This is a genomic window from Candidatus Pantoea symbiotica (genome assembly GCF_056491525.1).
Genome location: NZ_JBSZHR010000002.1, coordinates 2,968,634 through 2,985,069 on the forward strand (window position 1 = coordinate 2,968,634; position 16,436 = coordinate 2,985,069).

A 16,436-nucleotide genomic window follows, 5' to 3' on the forward strand; every position below is an offset into this window, starting at 1 on the left:
CTGGGAGCTATACGGACAGCTTCTGCTACAACACTTTGAGGATAATCATTTCGTCATGACGCGTATGAAACATCTGGTGGCTGCTGCCACACTGAGCCTGAGCCTGGCGCTTGTGGGTTGTTCTGGCTCATCAGATCCAGTCCCGGACAGCCCGCCGTCTGAAATTTACGCCACGGCCCAGCAAAAGCTGCAGGACGGTAACTTTAAAGCGGCGATTAAGCAACTGGAAGCACTGGATAACCGCTATCCATTTGGTCCTTACTCGCAGCAAGTACAGCTGGATTTGATCTACGCGTATTACAAAAATGCCGATCTGCCACTGGCGCAAGCCGCTATATCTCGCTTTATGCGTCTCAATCCAACCCATCCGAATATCGACTATGTCATCTATATGAAAGGTCTGACGGATATGGCGCTGGATGATTCTGCACTGCAGGGCTTCTTCGGTATCGATCGTTCCGATCGTGATCCGACGCACGCTCGTGATGCTTTCCGTGACTTCTCGCAATTACTGCGCGGTTATCCAAACAGCCAATATGCTGCGGATGCGCAGAAACGTTTGGCATTCCTGAAAGAGCGCCTGGCGAAGTATGAACTCTCGGTGGCGCAATTCTATACCAAGCGCGGTGCCTATGTCGCTGTTGTTAACCGCGTGGAAACCATGATGAAGGATTATCCGGATACTGAGGCGACGCATGAAGCGCTGCCGTTGATGGAAAATGCTTACCGCCAGCTGCAGTTGACGGCTGAAGCCGACAAAGTAGCAAAAATCATTGCGGCAAATAATCAGTCCTGATTATGACACCCACAAAAAAGCAGCCCATGAGGCTGCTTTTTTTTATGTCATTTAGTAGATAACTTAACAATTTTAGAGATTTATCGCTGCGGTTATCCATTCAATCATGCGCCCTTCCGCACTGGTCTTCAAGCATTTCCGGCTACTTTCCCGGCCTTTCTCACAATTAAGCGGCATTGACAAAAAGTGACATTTCAATGTGATTTAGATCACACATTTTCTTAATATCCGCGGTATGCTGGTCCTACCCAGACGGAAATGACAGAGAGGTTTAACTATGATTCTGAACATTACCAGCAAACAAATGGAAATCACCGAGGCCATCCGTAACCACGTTGAAGAGCGTCTCGCCAAGCTGGAAAAATGGCAAACACATCTGATAAACCCTCACATTGTGTTATCGAAAGAGCCGAAGGAGTTTGTGGCTGATGCCACTATTAATACCCCTAACGGAACGCTGGTTGCCAGTGCGAAACATGATGATATGTACACGGCCATCAATGACTTGATTGCTAAGCTGGAGCGACAACTTAATAAAGCGCAACATAAACCCGAAGCACGTCGCGCCAATAGTAGTGTGAAAGATTTTCTTCCTACGGAATAAACAAACATCTTTAGTAACGCGCCTTCGGGCGCGTTTTTTATTGACAGCTTTAAATCACTGCGGTTACTCTCAAGCCACTTCATTTATGGAAACAACCATGAAACATCTGCCGTTCTTCTTCGCATTCTTTTTTACCTTCCCCTGATTGGGAGGCGATTCGTCATGTGAAAATGAATGCGAAGACGAACAACAAAGCCTCCCAAATGGGAGGCTTTTTTATTGGACATTTTACAGGTGAGCCCTATGAATCCCGAAAATCCGCTGCTGGCCTTGCGCGATAAAATCAGCGCCGTTGATGAAAAACTGTTAGCGCTTTTGTCGGAGCGTCGCACACTGGCTGTTGAAGTTGCCCAGGCTAAACTGGCAACGCATCGCCCTATCCGCGACGTAGAACGTGAACGCGCGCTGCTGGAAAACCTGATTTCTCTGGGTAAAAAGCATCAGCTTGATGCGCATTACATTACCCGCCTGTTCCAGTTGGTGATTGAAGATTCTGTTCTTACCCAGCAAGCCTTGCTGCAAAAGAATCTCAACCATCCACACGCTCACGCGCCGCGCATTGCATTCCTCGGCCCGAAAGGTTCTTACTCACATCTTGCCGCGCGTAAATACGCCACCCGACATTTTGATTCGATGGTGGAGATTGGCTGCCTGAAATTCCATGACATTATTCATCAGGTGGAAAGTGGCCAGGCGGATTACGCAGTAATGCCGATCGAAAATACCAGCTCTGGCTCGATCAACGACGTTTACGATCTGCTTCAGCAAACCTCGCTATCGATTGTGGGTGAACTGACCATTCCGATTGAGCACTGTGTGCTGGTCAACGGCAGCACCGATCTACAGCAGATCGAAACGGTGTATAGCCATCCACAGCCATTCCAGCAGTGCAGCCAATTCATCAATCGCTTCCCGCAATGGAAAATCGAATACACCGAAAGCACCGCCGCAGCAATGGAGAAAGTGGCCGCGATGAATTCACCGAAGGTGGCCGCATTAGGTAGTGAAGCGGGCGGTGAGCTGTATGGATTGCAGGTACTGGAGCGCAACCTGGCCAATCAGCAGCAGAACCATACGCGCTTCATCGTGCTGGCACGTAAAGCGATTGAAGTTTCCGGCCAGGTTCCGGCAAAAACTACGCTGATCATGGCAACTGGCCAACAAGCGGGCGCATTGGTTGAAGCGCTGATGGTATTACGTAACCACGGCCTGATCATGAGCAAACTGGAAAACCGTCCAATCAACGGCAATCCATGGGAAGAGATGTTTTATATTGATGTGCAAGGCAATCTGCAATCAGAGAATATGCAGCTGGCGTTAACGGAGTTAAGCGGCTTAACCCGTTCATTAAAAGTTCTCGGCTGCTATCCAGGCGAGAATGTGGTGCCGGTTGAACCGCGCCTCTAAGCAAAAAGGCATCCTCACGGATGCCTTTTGTTTTTACTGCCGGCTATCGTTCGCCGATCGCAGCATGCTTCTGCTTTCGACCAGGAAGCGTTTCGCGTAATCACCAAACCAGTGTTCAACGCGCTCGAAGCTATTGATGAAGGCTTGCTTATCGCCCTGCTCGAGCAGTTTGATCGCATCGCCAAATCGTTGGTAATAACGTTTGATCAGCGCCAGATTACTCTCCGAGGACATAATGATGTCCGCGTAAAGCTGTGGGTCCTGTGCGAACAGACGTCCAACCATCGCCAGCTCAAGGCGGTAGATCGGTGAAGATAGCGCCAGCAGCTGATCCAGATTAACGTTCTCTTCCGCCAGATGCAGACCATAAGCGAAAGTCGCAAAGTGACGCAGTGCCTGAATAAACGCCATATTCTGGTCATGCTCAACGGCACTGATACGATGCAGCCGCGCGCCCCAAACCTGAATCTGCTCAAGGAACCACTGATAAGCTTCCGGCTGACGGCCATCGCACCACACCACAACCTGCTTCGCCAGGCTGCCGCTGTCTGGGCCAAACATCGGATGCAAGCCCAGAACCGGTCCGGTGTGCGCGGCTAGCATCGCTTGCAGCGGGCGATTCTTCACCGAGGCCAGATCGACCAGAATGCAATCTTCTGGCAACTTCGGCAGCTCACCGATAATTTGCTCTGTCAGATGGATTGGCACACTGATGATCACCATGCCCGCATCTTTCAGCAGCTCGTCCGAACGTTCCCAATCGCCTTTATCCAGAATGCGGACCTGATAGCCAGAAAGTGTCAGCATCTTTTCAAACAGACGCCCCATCTGGCCGCGGCCACCCACTATTACCACCGGACGCAGCGTAGGACACAGTGTTTTGAAGCCTTTGTCATTTTCATGCGCATAAGATTCACGCATCAAGCGACGCAATACATCTTCAATCAAATCCGGCGAGACACCGAGCGCTTCAGCTTCCTGACGGCGAGAAGCCAACATGCTGGCCTCACGCTCGGGAACATAGATCGGCAAACCGTAGCGGCTTTTAACTTCCCCTACTTCGGCTACCAGCTCCAGTCGCTTTGCCAGTAACCCAAGCAGTGCTTTATCTACTTCATCGATTTGATCGCGTAGCGCGGTCAGTTCAGCCACCATGTCTCATTACACCTCGTGTGACAGACGCGCCGACAGCACTCCCTGCAGATCCTGATGGATTTCACGCAGCAACGTTTCAGTGGTTTCCCAGTCGATGCAAGCATCAGTGACGGATACACCGTATTTCATTTCGCTACGTGGTTGTTCAGAAGACTGGTTGCCTTCATGAATGTTGCTTTCCAACATCAGGCCAATGATGGAACGGTTTCCATCTTTAATCTGCGCGATAGCCGATTCGGCTACGCCAGGCTGGCGGCGATAGTCTTTGTTAGAATTACCATGGCTGCAATCTATCATTAAGGCCGGACGCAGTCCCGCTTTCAGCATCTCTTTTTCACACTGAGCGACATCTTCTGGACCGTAGTTTGGTGCTTTACCGCCGCGCAGAATCACATGTCCATCTGGGTTGCCCTGGGTTTGCAGTAAGCAAACCTGACCAGCCTGATTGATACCTACAAAACGGTGCGGCATTGCAGCGGCGCGCATGGCGTTAATCGCGGTACCAAGGCTGCCATCCGTACCATTTTTAAAACCAACCGGCATGGAAAGGCCTGAAGCCATTTCACGGTGGGTTTGTGATTCGGTGGTACGCGCACCGATCGCTGACCAGCTAAACAGATCGCCAAGGTATTGTGGGCTATTTGGATCCAGTGCTTCGGTCGCCAGCGGTAATCCCATCTCGACGAGATTAACCAGCAGCTGACGTGCGATATGCAGGCCGGCTTCCATATCAAACGAGTTGTTCATGTAAGGATCGTTGATTAACCCTTTCCAGCCGACGGTGGTTCGAGGTTTTTCAAAATAAACGCGCATAACGATGTACAGCTGATCCTTCAACTGTGCAGAGAGAGATTGCAACTGACGGGCATAGGCAAGTGCGGCTTCGGTATCGTGAATTGAACAAGGACCACAAACCACCAACAGGCGCGGATCGCGGCCCGCAATAATGTCGGCAATGGTCTGGCGAGAAGACGCAATTTGCGCTTCCTGCGCCGCAGTGAGCGGGAATTTGGCTTTCAGCTCTTGCGGGGTAATCAAAATTTGTTCGTCGGCGATATGCACATTGTTCAGCGCGTCTTTTTGCATGATTGCGATCCTTTTTACTCGTTTATGCGGTTTGGGATCCTCTGTGAGGATGGCGCTTACTTTACCACACCCTGTACATCTTGCAATCCACACATGTACACTTTTATTACCACTAAAATAAAAAACCACTTTAAAACACATATAAGATATAAATATCATTAACTTAAACAAAACCACCAAAACATCAAGATGTAAATAAATAATTACACAACAATAAATCCCGTTAATGATTTTTGCCAGCAGCCGAGCTAACATTTTGTTATTCATTATTTTTCAGGGATCGTGCGATGTCCATTTCGCTTGTCACACTGCGCCCTTTCACGTTGCAGGATATCGATGCATTCACTCAAGCCGTCAACGAATCGCTAGGTACGTTAAAACCCTGGATGGCTTGGGCTCACGATAGTTATCATCCCGATGAAGCGGCCAGCTGGATCGATTTCACGCGCATTCAACGCAGTAAAGGCGAGGCGGAAGAGTTCGCTATTGTGGATGGCAACGATCGGTTGCTGGGAAGCGCCGGTATTCGTTTCGCAAAGAATCCGGACGAAAGCAGTACATTAGGGTATTGGGTGCGCAGCGATGCTCAGCGGCAAGGCGTTGCGACGCGTGCGGTGGTGCAGTTGGTCGAATTTGGCTTCCAATATCCACGTATCAATCAGCTGGAGATTCTGGCAGCAGAAGAGAATCAAGCCAGTCGCGCGGTTGCCTTACGCTGCGGCTTCACATTGGTTGATTATTGCTTTGGGCTGATCATTCTGGAGAGCGGAGCGGTGAATGGCGCAATCTATCATTTAAAGCGCTCATAAAAAAAGGGGCTGGCCAAATGGCCAACCCCTTGTTTGCTATTAACTTTGAGAAGTCGCTTACGCGCCAAGACGCTCTTTGATACGAGCTGACTTACCGGTACGCTCACGCAGGTAATACAGTTTGGCTTTACGTACAGCACCACGACGTTTAACAGCAATGCTGTCAATTACTGGAGAGTGAGTCTGGAAGACACGCTCAACACCTTCGCCGTTAGAAATCTTACGAACAGTGAATGCAGAATGCAGACCGCGGTTACGAATAGCGATAACCACGCCCTCGAATGCCTGCAGACGCTTCTTAGAACCTTCTACGACCCATACTTTCACTTCCACGGAATCACCCGGACGGAATGAAGGTACGTCCTGCTTCATCTGCTCTTGTTCAAGTTGCTTGATAATGTTGCTCATAATTAAATCTCTTATCCTGGGTAAACTGATAGTGAGGGAAGATTACTCTCCCGCCTCATCGTTTTGTTGCTGCTGATGTTCACGCTGGAACTCATTTAGCAACCGTGCTTGCTCTTCAGTCAGAGCCAGGTTTTCCAGAAGTTCAGGTCTTCTTAGCCAGGTACGGCCTAACGACTGTTTCAGGCGCCAGCGGCGAATATCGGCATGGTTGCCCGACAGTAAAACTGGCGGAACTTCCATCCCTTCTAACACTTCAGGTCGGGTGTAGTGCGGGCAATCCAGCAAACCATCCGAGAACGAATCCTCATCGGCTGACGCCTGTTTCCCCAGTACGCCGGGAATAAACCGGGCGACCGAGTCAATCAACGTCATGGCTGGCAGCTCACCGCCACTGAGAACGTAATCACCGATTGACCATTCTTCATCAATCTCTGTGTGAATCACGCGCTCATCTATCCCTTCATAGCGACCGCATACCAGAATCAACTTCTGATTGGTCGCCAGTTCGCAAACGCCCTGTTGGTCCAGTTTGCGTCCCTGAGGTGAAAGATAAATCACCTTAGCGCCTTCTCCCGCCGCCGCTTTCGCTGCGGAGATGGCGTCCCGTAAGGGTTGCACCATCATCAACATTCCCGGTCCGCCGCCGTAAGGACGATCGTCCACGGTACGGTGCCGGTCATGCGTGAAGTCACGAGGACTCCAGCTTTGAATGTCGAGCAGGCCATTTTTTACTGCCCGGCCAGTTACCCCGTACTCGGTAATAGCGCGAAACATCTCTGGAAACAGGCTAATAACACCAATCCACATCGCGTTCGCCGTTACGTTACCGGATTGTCCGGAGATCAAAAACCAGGATCCCAATCTACTTCAATAAGGCCAGTAGAGAGATCGACTTTCTTGATAACCTGTTCATCAAGAAACGGAATTAACCGCTCTTGCGCACCGAATGCATCCTTCAGGTTTGCCTTAACGACGAGAACGTCGTTCGATCCGGTTTCCATCAAATCAATGACTTTGCCCATCTCGTAGCCTTCGAGGTTCACTACTTTCATACCCATAAGGTCTTTCCAGTAGTAATCGCCTGCTTCCAGCGCTGGCAGCTGCGTGGAGTCGACCGTAATTTCGCAATTGGTCAACTGTGCCGCAGCGTCCCGATCGTCAATGCCTTTGACTTTGATGATCAGGTCCTGATTGTGGTGCTTCCAGCCCTCGAGTTCGACCTGCTGCCATTTACCGGCGCGCTGGATGAACCAAGGTTGGTAGTCGAAGATGCTTTCAGCGTCTTCAGTGGAGGAAAACACTTTGAGCCAACCCCGAATTCCGTAAGCCGCGCCCATTTTTCCCAATACAATCGGGTTAACGGGAGGCTGCCCGGCAGGTTTAATGCTCATGCTCACCACCGTGACAGATTAAGCTGCTTTCTTTGCTTCTTTGATCAGCGCGTTAACGCGATCAGAAAGCGTTGCGCCCTGGCCAACCCAGTGCTCAATACGGTCCAGATCCAGACGCAGACCTTCAGCCTGACCAGAAGCGATCGGGTTGAAGAAACCTACGCGCTCGATGAAACGACCGTTACGAGCATTGCGGCTGTCAGTTACGACGACCTGATAGAACGGACGCTTTTTAGCGCCGTGACGTGCCAAACGAATTGTTACCATAACATCCTCATTAGTTAATAAAGCGCTCGGGCCCCATCGAGGAACGGGGCCCGAGCGCGATATAAAAAGCCCGAAAATTTTACTCATTTTGGCGCAAAAAGCAACCTGAGTGTGTCAAATAACCGGCTTTCTGTGCGGCCGCCTTAGCGACCAGGGAATCCAGGCGGCATCATACCTTTCATGCCACGCATCATTTTGGCCATGCCGCCTTTCTTCATTTTCTTCATCATGCGCTGCATATCATCGAACTGTTTCAGCAGTCGGTTGACGTCCTGCACCTGCATGCCTGAGCCCAGCGCAATACGACGTTTGCGCGAACCCTTGATAATTTCTGGCTTTTCACGCTCTTTACGCGTCATCGAATTGATGATGGCTTCCATGCGAACCAGCACTTTGTCATCCATCTGTGATTTCACGTTGTCTGGCAGCTGTCCCATGCCCGGCAGTTTGCCCATCAGGCTCGCCATGCCGCCCATGTTGCGCATCTGCTTCAACTGCTCAAGGAAGTCGTTGAGATCAAAACCGTCGCCGGTTTTCAGTTTCTTCGCCAGTTTCTCCGCCTGATCGCGGTCAACTTTGCTCTCAATATCTTCGATCAGCGACAGAACATCGCCCATGCCAAGAATGCGCGACGCGATACGCTCTGGATAGAAAGCTTCCAGCGCTTCGGTCTTCTCGCCCATCCCCATAAATTTGATTGGCTTGCCGGTGATGTGACGAATCGACAGCGCCGCACCACCGCGCGCATCACCATCGACTTTCGTCAGGATCACACCGGTCAGCGGCAGCGCTTCGTTGAAGGCTTTCGCGGTGTTGGCGGCATCCTGACCGGTCATGGCATCGACCACAAACAGCGTTTCCACCGGATTGATCGCGGCGTGTACCTGTTTGATTTCGTCCATCATCGCTTCATCGACGTGTAAACGACCGGCGGTATCCACCAGCAGCACATCGTAGAATTGGACTTTGGCTTGTTTCAGCGCGTTCTGAACAATGTCGACCGGCTTTTGACTCAGATCTGACGGACAGAAATCAACGCCGACCTGCTCAGCCAGGGTTTCCAGCTGTTTGATCGCCGCTGGGCGATAAACGTCAGCAGAAACCACCAACACTTTCTTCTTGTGCTTCTCGCGCAAGAATTTACCCAGTTTTGCCACGCTGGTAGTTTTACCGGCACCTTGCAAACCGGCCATCAGCACCACGGCTGGCGGCTGAGCATTCAGATTGAGCGCATTATTTTCAGCGCCCATCGCCGCAACCAGTTCATTGCGCACGATTTTGATGAACTCCTGGCCTGGCGTCAGGCTTTTGTTCACATCGTGGCCAACGGCGGCCTCTTTCACGCGATTAATAAATTCACGCACCACCGGCAGCGCAACGTCAGCTTCCAGCAGCGCCATGCGAACTTCACGCAGCGTGTCTTTGATGTTGTCTTCGGTCAGCCTTCCGCGGCCGCTGATATTGCGCAGGGTTTGCGACAAACGATCGGTTAAATTATCAAACATGCTCTCTCACTTAGAACCGTAGCGAGGCCGCCATAGGCGACACAATGCGGCGGATTATAACACGAAGACGAAGCGATCTCTGCAATTGACCGTCAGATCGTTTGGAGCCTGCTGCTGCTGGCGCTATACTGCTTTTTTCCTTATCTGACCGATACCTGAAAGGATCTATGTTCGTTTTCGCGATCGTGGCGCTGTTCGCCTACTCCCTCAGTCTTGCATTGATCATTCCCAGCCTGCTTAAACGCAACGGTGGCTGGCGTCGTTTTGCTGTGCTTTCTGCCTGCGTGGCGCTGATTGCGCACGCCGTTGCCCTGCAGCAGCGCATTTTTGCTGTTGATAACGGGCAAAACCTCAGCCTGCTCAATATCGGCTCGCTGGTTAGCCTGCTGATCTGCGCCATCATGACGATTGTCGCCTCGCGTAATCGTGGTTGGCTGCTGCTACCCATTGTTTACAGCTTTGCGTTGATAAATCTGGCCTTTGCCACCTTTGTGCCGAATGCCTTTATTACGCATCTGGAAACCACACCGGGCATGATGGTGCACATCGGCCTGTCGCTGTTTGCCTATGCCACGCTGATCATTGCGGCACTGTATGCGCTGCAGCTGGCGTGGATCGATTACCAGTTGAAAAATAAGAAACTGGCTTTCACTCAGGATATGCCGCCGCTGCTCAGCATTGAGCGCAAAATGTTCCACATCACGCAAATTGGTGTCGTGCTGTTGACGCTGGTGCTGTGCACCGGTTTGCTCTTCATGCATAACCTGTTTAGCGCTGAGAATGTGGATAAAGCGGTTCTCTCCATCATTGCCTGGTTTGTCTACATCGTTCTGCTTTGGGGACACTATCGTGAAGGCTGGCGCGGACGCCGCGTCGTGTGGTTTAACTGTGGCGGCGCATTGCTGCTAACCATGGCCTATTTCGGCAGCCGCGTTCTTCAGCACCTGCTCACCTCTCACTAAGGATTTTGTGTTGGAACACGTTTCAACCACCACGTTGATCATTACGCTGGTCATCATGGTGCTGGTCTCTGCGTATTTCTCCGGTTCAGAGACCGGCATGATGACGCTCAATCGTTACAAACTGCGCCATAAAGCCAAAAGCGGTAATCGCGGCGCGCGTCGGGTGGAAAAACTTCTGCGTCGTCCCGATCGCCTGATCAGCCTGGTTTTAATCGGCAACAACCTCGTTAATATCCTCGCCTCCGCTCTTGGCACTATTGTCGGTATGCGCCTGTATGGCGATGCCGGCGTGGCGATTGCCACCGGTATTCTGACTTTTGTGGTGCTGGTATTTGCTGAAGTGCTGCCGAAAACGGTCGCAGCGCTCTATCCAGAAAAAGTGGCCTATCCCAGCAGCGTGTTACTGGCTCCGCTGCAGTATGTGATGTTGCCGCTGGTGTGGCTGCTCAATACCATCACCCGCATTTTGATGCGCATGGTGGGCATTAAAACCGACGGTTCAATCAACTCGGCGTTAAGCAAAGAAGAGTTGCGCACCATCGTGCATGAATCACGTTCGCTGATGTCGCGCCGTAATCAGGACATGCTGCTGTCAGTGCTCGATCTGGAGAAAGTCAGCGTGGATGACATCATGGTGCCGCGCAATGAGATCGTTGGCATCAACGTCAATGATGACTGGAAATCCATTGAGCGCCAGCTGAGTCATTCGCCGCATGGACGCATCGTCCTGTTCCGCGATTCTCTGGATGACTGTGTTGGTATGCTGCGTGTGCGTGAAGCCTGGCGCATGATGACCGAAAAGAAAGAGTTCAACAAAGATCGCCTGCTGCGTGCTGCTGATGAAATTTACTATGTACCGGAAGGCACGCCGCTTAACGTGCAGCTGGTTAAATTTCAGCGTAATAAAAAGAAAGTCGGCATGGTGGTTGATGAATATGGCGATGTTAAAGGCTTAGTAACGATCGAAGATATTCTGGAAGAGATCGTCGGCGATTTCACCACCTCAATGTCGCCATCGCTGGCCGAAGAAGTGATGCCGCAAAATGATGGTTCGGTATTGATTGAAGGCAGCGCCAATGTGCGTGAAATCAACAAAGCCTTCAACTGGACGCTGCCGGAAGAGGATGCGCGCACCATTAATGGCATGCTGCTGGAAGCACTGGAAGAGATTCCGCTGGTTGATACCCGCGTTACCCTTGGTGCCTACGATATCGATATCCTCGATGTGCAGGACAACATGGTGAAGCAGGTGCGCATCACGCCGCACCACGCACTAAAATCCTCCATCGGCTCCTGAAGCCTGCAAACAAAAACGCCGCGATAATCGCGGCGTTTTTCATTGTGTCTTAACTAGATGTGCAGCTCTTTCAGCTTTTCAGCTGGCAGCTTCAAATCTTCGTTGCGGTTCACGCCGATGTCGTGAGCCAGCACATTGCGCGCGATCTGCTGCGCTTCATCCAGTGAGTGCAGTTTGTAGCTGCCGCACTGATATTCGTTCAGCTCTGGAATCTGGCCCTGCTCTTTAACTTTCAGAACATCTTCCATCGCGCCTTTCCAGGCTTTCGCTACACGCTGCTCGTCAGGCGTACCAATCAAACTCATGTAGAAGCCAGTACGGCAACCCATCGGAGAGATGTCGACGATTTCAACGCCGTCACCATTCAGGTGATTACGCATGAAGCCAGCAAACAGGTGCTCCAGCGTATGAATGCCACGCTCAGTCAGAATTTCAATATTCGGACGGCAAAAACGCAGGTCGAAAACGGTGATGGTATCGCCATGCGGAGTTTTCATGGTTTTTGCTACGCGTACTGCAGGTGCGCCCATGATGGTGTGATCAACAGTAAAACTATCCAGTAGTGGCATACGTCACCTCCTGTTTTGAGATTTTTTTTAAAACGATGAAACTTTTCTGTTCGTCCAGCGTCTGAATATATGAAAGACGCGCATTTGTTATCATCATCCCTGACAACAGAGATGTTTATTTTGGCCACATTGATGTGGCCATTTTCTTTTCTAGCCTTCGCGACCCGCGAGGTAACTTTCGAAATCCAGCGTATCGCTCTGTTCCAGCTTCTCTTGTGCCTGCACCGACTCCAATGCCTGACGACTAAAGTCCTCTTCAGTCAGAATCTCTAACGACTCTTCACACAGCAGATGACGATATTGCTCTGCCAATGCCACGCCAGCGCCGGTCAAACCGTTTTCTTTGATCGCATGCAGAATGCGCGCCGAATAGGTTAGCTCAGGATCGTCGAAAGATGCCACCAGTTGATCGCAAACCTGTTGATATTGCGTGTTGCCGTGATTACTGTCGAGCACTTCCGCCACGCGACGCAGATCGGCAAACAGCGCTTTGCCCACTTCAACCAGCGTATGTTCGGTTTCGCTACAACCCACAGCAATGACCTGGCCGGGTTTACGCCCTTCCATCACCACGCGGTTCCAGTTTTTACGCGTACACAACAGCTCATCCGCGCTCATTTCCGGCGCGTCAGCCAGCGTACACCAAATCAGGAACAGATCGAGGAAACGCGCCTGATCGGCATCCACGCCAATCGCGGAGAATGGGTTGATGTCCAGCGAACGCACTTCAATGTATTCAATCCCGCCGCGCAGCAGCGCATCAGAAGGTGCCTCGCCTGAACGCGTTACGCGTTTCGGACGAATTGGTGCATACAGCTCGTTTTCAATCTGCAGCACGTTGGTGTTCAGCTGCAACCAGTTGCCATCGGCATCTTTGGTGCCCATGGCGGCATACTCTTCCGACGGCGTTTTGATCGCCGCTTTCAGTGCCGCAACGTAGCCTTCCAGCGAGTTAAAGGTGATGCCCAACCCGCTCTGCGATTTATTGGTGTAACCGAGGTCACTCAGGCGCAGCGAGGTGGCGTGAGGCAGCCACAGCGTGCCTTTGCCGTCGGTTTCAAACGGCAGATTGCTGTCACGCCCTTGCAGGAATGAGGAGCAGATCGCTGGCGATGCACCGAACAGATAAGGAATGACCCAGCCAAAGCGATAGTAGTTGCGAATCAAACGCAGATAGCCGGCAGAGATGGTCTCTTTGCCGCTTTCGGCATCTTTCACATCCGCCCACTCCTGCCAGAACGACAGCGGCAGCGAGAAGTTGTAGTGCACGCCAGAGATAATCTGCATCAGCGCGCTATAGCGATTCTTCAGCCCCTGACGATACAGCGTTTTCATTTTGCCGATGTTGGAGCTGCCATACTGCGCCAGCTCGATGCTATTAACATCATCAATGAAGCCAGGCATGCTGAAAGGCCACAAGCGCTCATCGCCCAACTCACGCGCCACATGGCGGTGAATATCGCGCAGAAACGCCAGTGAACGATCGATGCTCTGATCGACCGGTGTGATGAACTCCATCAGCGTTTCAGCGAAATCGGTGGTAATCCAATCATGCTTAAGCGCCGAACCGAGTGACTCAGGATGTCCTGTGGTTGCCAGGTGACCATCGGGTTTTACGCGTAACGATTCGCGCTCAATACCACGGCCGATACCCTTTAACGCGTCAGGATGCGCTTCCAGCCAGGAAAGTGCCTTAGATACGTCCGGGATCACATTAACCTCCCGCTGTGTGAATAATTTATTTTTGTTCAGCATAATGTTAACCGTAGCCTCGAATCTGTGCGAATCAATGCCACCATTGCATTGTTTGTAATGTGGCGGTCGCGATAACGATATAACGCAGCGTTTTACCGATGGCGAGGAACAGCACCGAAGGCAGCCAGGCAAAGCGCAACCAACCTGCGAGCACGCAGAGTAAGTCGCCCACTACCGGCAGCCAGCTGAAAATCAGTGCTGCAGGTCCCAATCGGTGTAACCACGTCATTGCTGTGTCGTGCCATCGCCCTTGCCCTTTTGGCGGCATCAGGCGACCAAGAAGAATGTTGGTCAGGCCACCCAGCGTGTTTCCCACTGATGCAGCCAATAACAATCCATAAACCGAACCCTTTTGGGCGATCAGCAGTGCAACCAGCACCGCTTCCGAGCTCCCCGGTAACAGAGTCGCACTCAGGAAGCTGCTGCCGAATAACGATCCATAGGTCAGAAATTCATTCACAGTAAACGGACATCAACCACGTCCATGCCTGCTGCTTTGGCGGCTTGTACGCCGAAGTCAGCATCCTCAAACACCACACAGCGCTCGGGCGCGATGCCCATCAATTCAGCGCAGCGTAAAAAGGTATCCGGCTGCGGTTTATGACGCTGTACGTCATCCGCTCCGACAACCGCATCAAACAGGTGGTAAACGCCTAGCTCTTCGAGCAGGGCTTTTGCCAGGCTGTGTTCACTGCCGGTGCCCACCGCCATCGGACGGCGACCATGATAGGCTTTGACCACGTCCATCAACGGCAGTGGACGCACGTCATCCAGCAACATCGCTTTCAGCGCAGCGGTTTTTTCCGCCGCCAGCAGATGTGGATCGTGCGTTGCATTGTTCTGCTCAAGAATGAACTGCGCCAGTTGCCAGGTTGGAGCGCCGTTGAAGCCCACCATTTTTTCTTCATCCATGGTGAAACCATAGCGGCCAAGCACCTGTTGCCAGGCTTTTCGATGTGTCGGCTCAGTATCCAGAATTGTGCCGTCCATATCGAAAATCAGGGCGTCATATTGGTCGTACATTGTCACTCCATCGAGCACCACAAAATGAGCCATTACTTTAGCGTAATGCGCTCAGGTTGTCGCCAGGCGCGCTTAACCGCAAATGCTTTGAAAGCATTAGTTTTTTTCGTTTTCGGAAAAAGGTCAGAGTGCAATGCCGGGGTTAAACGCCGGTTAATTCAGCAATTTTTTTGCAAGTGGATTTGATTGGCGCAGGATTCAGAAACTGAGAGTCAAAAACAGAAAGGTAATGAAGAAGAGATGGTGCATCCAGGAGGATTCGAACCTCCGACCGCTCGGTTCGTAGCCGAGTACTCTATCCAGCTGAGCTATGGATGCATCGAGTTACTGCTGAAGTCAATTTTGAGAAGTTTTAAAGAGGAATGGTGCATCCAGGAGGATTCGAACCTCCGACCGCTCGGTTCGTAGCCGAGTACTCTATCCAGCTGAGCTATGGATGCATTGAGGTTTTCTTACGATGGACTAACTGAAACAACCTGAGGATGATACGAAGAATGGTGCATCCAGGAGGATTCGAACCTCCGACCGCTCGGTTCGTAGCCGAGTACTCTATCCAGCTGAGCTATGGATGCATCGAGTTAATTCTTGTACAACGCAGGGTGCTAACAACTCACCATGAAAGGAACTGCTCGTTCACTCTTACTTCACCATTCCGAATGGTGCATCCAGGAGGATTCGAACCTCCGACCGCTCGGTTCGTAGCCGAGTACTCTATCCAGCTGAGCTATGGATGCATCGGAAATGGCGGTGAGGCGGGGATTCGAACCCCGGATGCAGCTTTTGACCGCATACTCCCTTAGCAGGGGAGCGCCTTCAGCCTCTCGGCCACCTCACCTTACGCGTTCTTCCGAACCGTGCTTCTGAACTTGTTTCTGCTCATCGGCACTGCGTGGCGCACATATTACTTTCCCGGACTTATAAGTCAAACATTTATTTCCAGCCTTTTGTTTGATTGCACAAATGACGCTCAATTCGGATGCTTTAACGACAAAAAGAGTGATTTATCAACAAAGAAAGGCTGCTGGAGAACACAAATGAGGATTAAAAGACTGGAGGGATTGAGAAAGAAAAACGGGAGATGTGCGGGACTGGAGGGGGAAAAACCGGTAGCGCCTCGCTCAGGAGCGAGGCGCTGAATCCGTTAGTAACTCGAGGCTTGAGTTTTTTCGGCTTGAATACGCTGATAGATCTCTTCGCGATGAACCGAAACTTCTTTAGGCGCGTTAACACCAATGCGGACCTGGTTACCTTTAACACCCAGCACCGTTACAGTCACCTCATCGCCAATCATGAGGGTTTCACCAACTCGACGAGTTAGAATAAGCATTCTTTGCTCCTTGAAAGATTAAAAGAGTCGGGCTTGTTCGGTCTCCCGGCCGTATCCATCATATAACGCTGAACA

General features: G+C 51.4%; 19 protein-coding genes, 5 tRNA genes and 1 other annotated feature. Of the genes, 7 read left to right on the forward strand and 17 right to left on the reverse strand.

Features of this window, described 5'->3' with window-relative positions; translation table 11 throughout:
• Positions 1-55: 55 nt before the first annotated feature.
• From bamD to pheA, 4 genes are all read left to right on the forward strand, one after another.
• Positions 56-796, forward strand: coding sequence for an outer membrane protein assembly factor BamD (gene bamD, locus ACXIZX_RS14390; protein WP_008109011.1), 741 nt, complete (start codon positions 56-58; stop codon positions 794-796).
• Between the two features lie 277 nt (positions 797-1,073).
• Positions 1,074-1,400 (forward strand): ribosome-associated translation inhibitor RaiA, encoded by a 327-nt coding sequence (gene raiA, locus ACXIZX_RS14395; RefSeq protein ID WP_008109009.1) that lies wholly within the window; start codon positions 1,074-1,076, stop codon positions 1,398-1,400.
• A 96-nt stretch (positions 1,401-1,496) separates the two neighbouring features.
• Positions 1,497-1,621 (forward strand) — a sequence feature (Phe leader region).
• The gene (pheL, locus tag ACXIZX_RS14400) at positions 1,498-1,545 is read left to right on the forward strand and encodes a pheA operon leader peptide PheL (RefSeq protein WP_100703679.1); all 48 of its coding nucleotides are present in this window, start codon (positions 1,498-1,500) and stop codon (positions 1,543-1,545) included. Its footprint overlaps the feature before it by 48 nt.
• 22 nt (positions 1,622-1,643) lie before the next feature.
• Positions 1,644-2,807, forward strand: coding sequence for a bifunctional chorismate mutase/prephenate dehydratase (gene pheA, locus ACXIZX_RS14405; RefSeq protein ID WP_479404408.1), 1,164 nt, complete (start codon positions 1,644-1,646; stop codon positions 2,805-2,807).
• A 33-nt stretch (positions 2,808-2,840) separates the two neighbouring features.
• On the opposite strand, the gene tyrA is transcribed toward pheA, so the two are convergent.
• Positions 2,841-3,962: a bifunctional chorismate mutase/prephenate dehydrogenase gene (gene tyrA / locus ACXIZX_RS14410; protein ID WP_479404409.1), complete on the reverse strand. Its 1,122-nt coding sequence runs from the start codon at positions 3,960-3,962 to the stop codon at positions 2,841-2,843.
• Between the two features lie 6 nt (positions 3,963-3,968).
• Entirely contained in the window at positions 3,969-5,048 is a 1,080-nt protein-coding gene (locus ACXIZX_RS14415; RefSeq protein WP_061719955.1) for a 3-deoxy-7-phosphoheptulonate synthase, read from the reverse strand.
• Positions 5,049-5,335: 287 nt separating this feature from the next.
• On the opposite strand from ACXIZX_RS14415, the gene ACXIZX_RS14420 reads away from it, so the two are divergent.
• Positions 5,336-5,857 carry a GNAT family N-acetyltransferase gene (locus ACXIZX_RS14420; protein ID WP_179452280.1) on the forward strand — a complete coding sequence of 174 codons (522 nt, stop codon included), beginning with the start codon at positions 5,336-5,338 and terminating at the stop codon, positions 5,855-5,857.
• A gap of 57 nt (positions 5,858-5,914) precedes the next feature.
• Here the strand turns inward: ACXIZX_RS14420 and rplS are convergent, their stop codons facing one another.
• The 5 genes from rplS to ffh all read right to left on the reverse strand — a co-directional run bounded on the left by rplS (position 5,915) and on the right by ffh (position 9,428).
• Entirely contained in the window at positions 5,915-6,265 is a 351-nt protein-coding gene (gene rplS, locus ACXIZX_RS14425) for a 50S ribosomal protein L19 (RefSeq protein ID WP_007893316.1), read from the reverse strand.
• Between the two features lie 42 nt (positions 6,266-6,307).
• Positions 6,308-7,072 carry a tRNA (guanosine(37)-N1)-methyltransferase TrmD gene (gene trmD / locus ACXIZX_RS14430; RefSeq protein WP_036649673.1) on the reverse strand — a complete coding sequence of 255 codons (765 nt, stop codon included), beginning with the start codon at positions 7,070-7,072 and terminating at the stop codon, positions 6,308-6,310.
• Positions 7,073-7,107: 35 nt separating this feature from the next.
• Positions 7,108-7,656: a ribosome maturation factor RimM gene (gene rimM, locus ACXIZX_RS14435; protein WP_008108998.1), complete on the reverse strand. Its 549-nt coding sequence runs from the start codon at positions 7,654-7,656 to the stop codon at positions 7,108-7,110.
• A gap of 18 nt (positions 7,657-7,674) precedes the next feature.
• The gene (gene rpsP, locus ACXIZX_RS14440) at positions 7,675-7,923 is read right to left on the reverse strand and encodes a 30S ribosomal protein S16 (RefSeq protein ID WP_007893313.1); all 249 of its coding nucleotides are present in this window, start codon (positions 7,921-7,923) and stop codon (positions 7,675-7,677) included.
• A 143-nt stretch (positions 7,924-8,066) separates the two neighbouring features.
• Positions 8,067-9,428, reverse strand: coding sequence for a signal recognition particle protein (ffh, locus tag ACXIZX_RS14445; protein WP_008108995.1), 1,362 nt, complete (start codon positions 9,426-9,428; stop codon positions 8,067-8,069).
• Positions 9,429-9,595: 167 nt separating this feature from the next.
• On the opposite strand from ffh, the gene ACXIZX_RS14450 reads away from it, so the two are divergent.
• Together ACXIZX_RS14450 and ACXIZX_RS14455 are read left to right on the forward strand one after the other, a co-directional pair.
• Positions 9,596-10,390: a cytochrome C assembly family protein gene (locus ACXIZX_RS14450; RefSeq protein WP_008108993.1), complete on the forward strand. Its 795-nt coding sequence runs from the start codon at positions 9,596-9,598 to the stop codon at positions 10,388-10,390.
• A 10-nt stretch (positions 10,391-10,400) separates the two neighbouring features.
• A complete protein-coding gene (locus ACXIZX_RS14455) occupies positions 10,401-11,687 on the forward strand; it encodes an HlyC/CorC family transporter (RefSeq protein ID WP_008108991.1) in 1,287 nt (428 codons plus the stop codon).
• A 53-nt stretch (positions 11,688-11,740) separates the two neighbouring features.
• On the opposite strand, the gene luxS is transcribed toward ACXIZX_RS14455, so the two are convergent.
• The 10 genes from luxS to csrA all read right to left on the reverse strand — a co-directional run bounded on the left by luxS (position 11,741) and on the right by csrA (position 16,361).
• A complete protein-coding gene (luxS, locus tag ACXIZX_RS14460; RefSeq protein ID WP_007893307.1) occupies positions 11,741-12,256 on the reverse strand; it encodes an S-ribosylhomocysteine lyase in 516 nt (171 codons plus the stop codon).
• A gap of 150 nt (positions 12,257-12,406) precedes the next feature.
• Positions 12,407-14,011, reverse strand: coding sequence for a glutamate--cysteine ligase (gshA, locus tag ACXIZX_RS14465; protein WP_479404410.1), 1,605 nt, complete (start codon positions 14,009-14,011; stop codon positions 12,407-12,409).
• Between the two features lie 31 nt (positions 14,012-14,042).
• Positions 14,043-14,471: a YqaA family protein gene (locus ACXIZX_RS14470; protein WP_061719953.1), complete on the reverse strand. Its 429-nt coding sequence runs from the start codon at positions 14,469-14,471 to the stop codon at positions 14,043-14,045.
• Positions 14,468-15,034 (reverse strand): fructose-1-phosphate/6-phosphogluconate phosphatase, encoded by a 567-nt coding sequence (gene yqaB, locus ACXIZX_RS14475; RefSeq protein ID WP_008108985.1) that lies wholly within the window; start codon positions 15,032-15,034, stop codon positions 14,468-14,470. The genes ACXIZX_RS14470 and yqaB overlap by 4 nt, the downstream gene beginning before the upstream one ends.
• A 241-nt stretch (positions 15,035-15,275) precedes the next feature.
• A tRNA-Arg gene (locus ACXIZX_RS14480) sits at positions 15,276-15,352 on the reverse strand.
• A 45-nt stretch (positions 15,353-15,397) separates the two neighbouring features.
• Positions 15,398-15,474: transfer RNA gene (locus tag ACXIZX_RS14485), tRNA-Arg, on the reverse strand.
• A gap of 55 nt (positions 15,475-15,529) precedes the next feature.
• Positions 15,530-15,606, reverse strand: a tRNA-Arg gene (locus ACXIZX_RS14490).
• Positions 15,607-15,691: 85 nt separating this feature from the next.
• Positions 15,692-15,768: transfer RNA gene (locus ACXIZX_RS14495), tRNA-Arg, on the reverse strand.
• Between the two features lie 8 nt (positions 15,769-15,776).
• Positions 15,777-15,869: transfer RNA gene (locus tag ACXIZX_RS14500), tRNA-Ser, on the reverse strand.
• Between the two features lie 306 nt (positions 15,870-16,175).
• Positions 16,176-16,361: a carbon storage regulator CsrA gene (gene csrA, locus ACXIZX_RS14505; RefSeq protein WP_008104508.1), complete on the reverse strand. Its 186-nt coding sequence runs from the start codon at positions 16,359-16,361 to the stop codon at positions 16,176-16,178.
• Positions 16,362-16,436: the final 75 nt, after the last annotated feature.

Bases quoted from the DNA above. Each gene is read 5' to 3' on its own strand.
- bamD (WP_008109011.1), top strand. From the start codon at position 56: ATGACGCGTATGAAACATCTGGTGGCTGCTGCCACACTGAGCCTGAGC.
- raiA (WP_008109009.1), top strand. From the start codon at position 1,074: ATGATTCTGAACATTACCAGCAAACAAATGGAAATCACCGAGGCCATC.
- pheA (WP_479404408.1), top strand. From the start codon at position 1,644: ATGAATCCCGAAAATCCGCTGCTGGCCTTGCGCGATAAAATCAGCGCC.
- tyrA (WP_479404409.1), bottom strand. From the start codon at position 3,962: ATGGTGGCTGAACTGACCGCGCTACGCGATCAAATCGATGAAGTAGAT.
- ACXIZX_RS14415 (WP_061719955.1), bottom strand. From the start codon at position 5,048: ATGCAAAAAGACGCGCTGAACAATGTGCATATCGCCGACGAACAAATT.
- ACXIZX_RS14420 (WP_179452280.1), top strand. From the start codon at position 5,336: ATGTCCATTTCGCTTGTCACACTGCGCCCTTTCACGTTGCAGGATATC.
- rplS (WP_007893316.1), bottom strand. From the start codon at position 6,265: ATGAGCAACATTATCAAGCAACTTGAACAAGAGCAGATGAAGCAGGAC.
- trmD (WP_036649673.1), bottom strand. From the start codon at position 7,072: ATGTGGATTGGTGTTATTAGCCTGTTTCCAGAGATGTTTCGCGCTATT.
- rimM (WP_008108998.1), bottom strand. From the start codon at position 7,656: ATGAGCATTAAACCTGCCGGGCAGCCTCCCGTTAACCCGATTGTATTG.
- rpsP (WP_007893313.1), bottom strand. From the start codon at position 7,923: ATGGTAACAATTCGTTTGGCACGTCACGGCGCTAAAAAGCGTCCGTTC.
- ffh (WP_008108995.1), bottom strand. From the start codon at position 9,428: ATGTTTGATAATTTAACCGATCGTTTGTCGCAAACCCTGCGCAATATC.
- ACXIZX_RS14450 (WP_008108993.1), top strand. From the start codon at position 9,596: ATGTTCGTTTTCGCGATCGTGGCGCTGTTCGCCTACTCCCTCAGTCTT.
- luxS (WP_007893307.1), bottom strand. From the start codon at position 12,256: ATGCCACTACTGGATAGTTTTACTGTTGATCACACCATCATGGGCGCA.
- gshA (WP_479404410.1), bottom strand. From the start codon at position 14,011: ATGCTGAACAAAAATAAATTATTCACACAGCGGGAGGTTAATGTGATC.
- yqaB (WP_008108985.1), bottom strand. From the start codon at position 15,034: ATGTACGACCAATATGACGCCCTGATTTTCGATATGGACGGCACAATT.
- csrA (WP_008104508.1), bottom strand. From the start codon at position 16,361: ATGCTTATTCTAACTCGTCGAGTTGGTGAAACCCTCATGATTGGCGAT.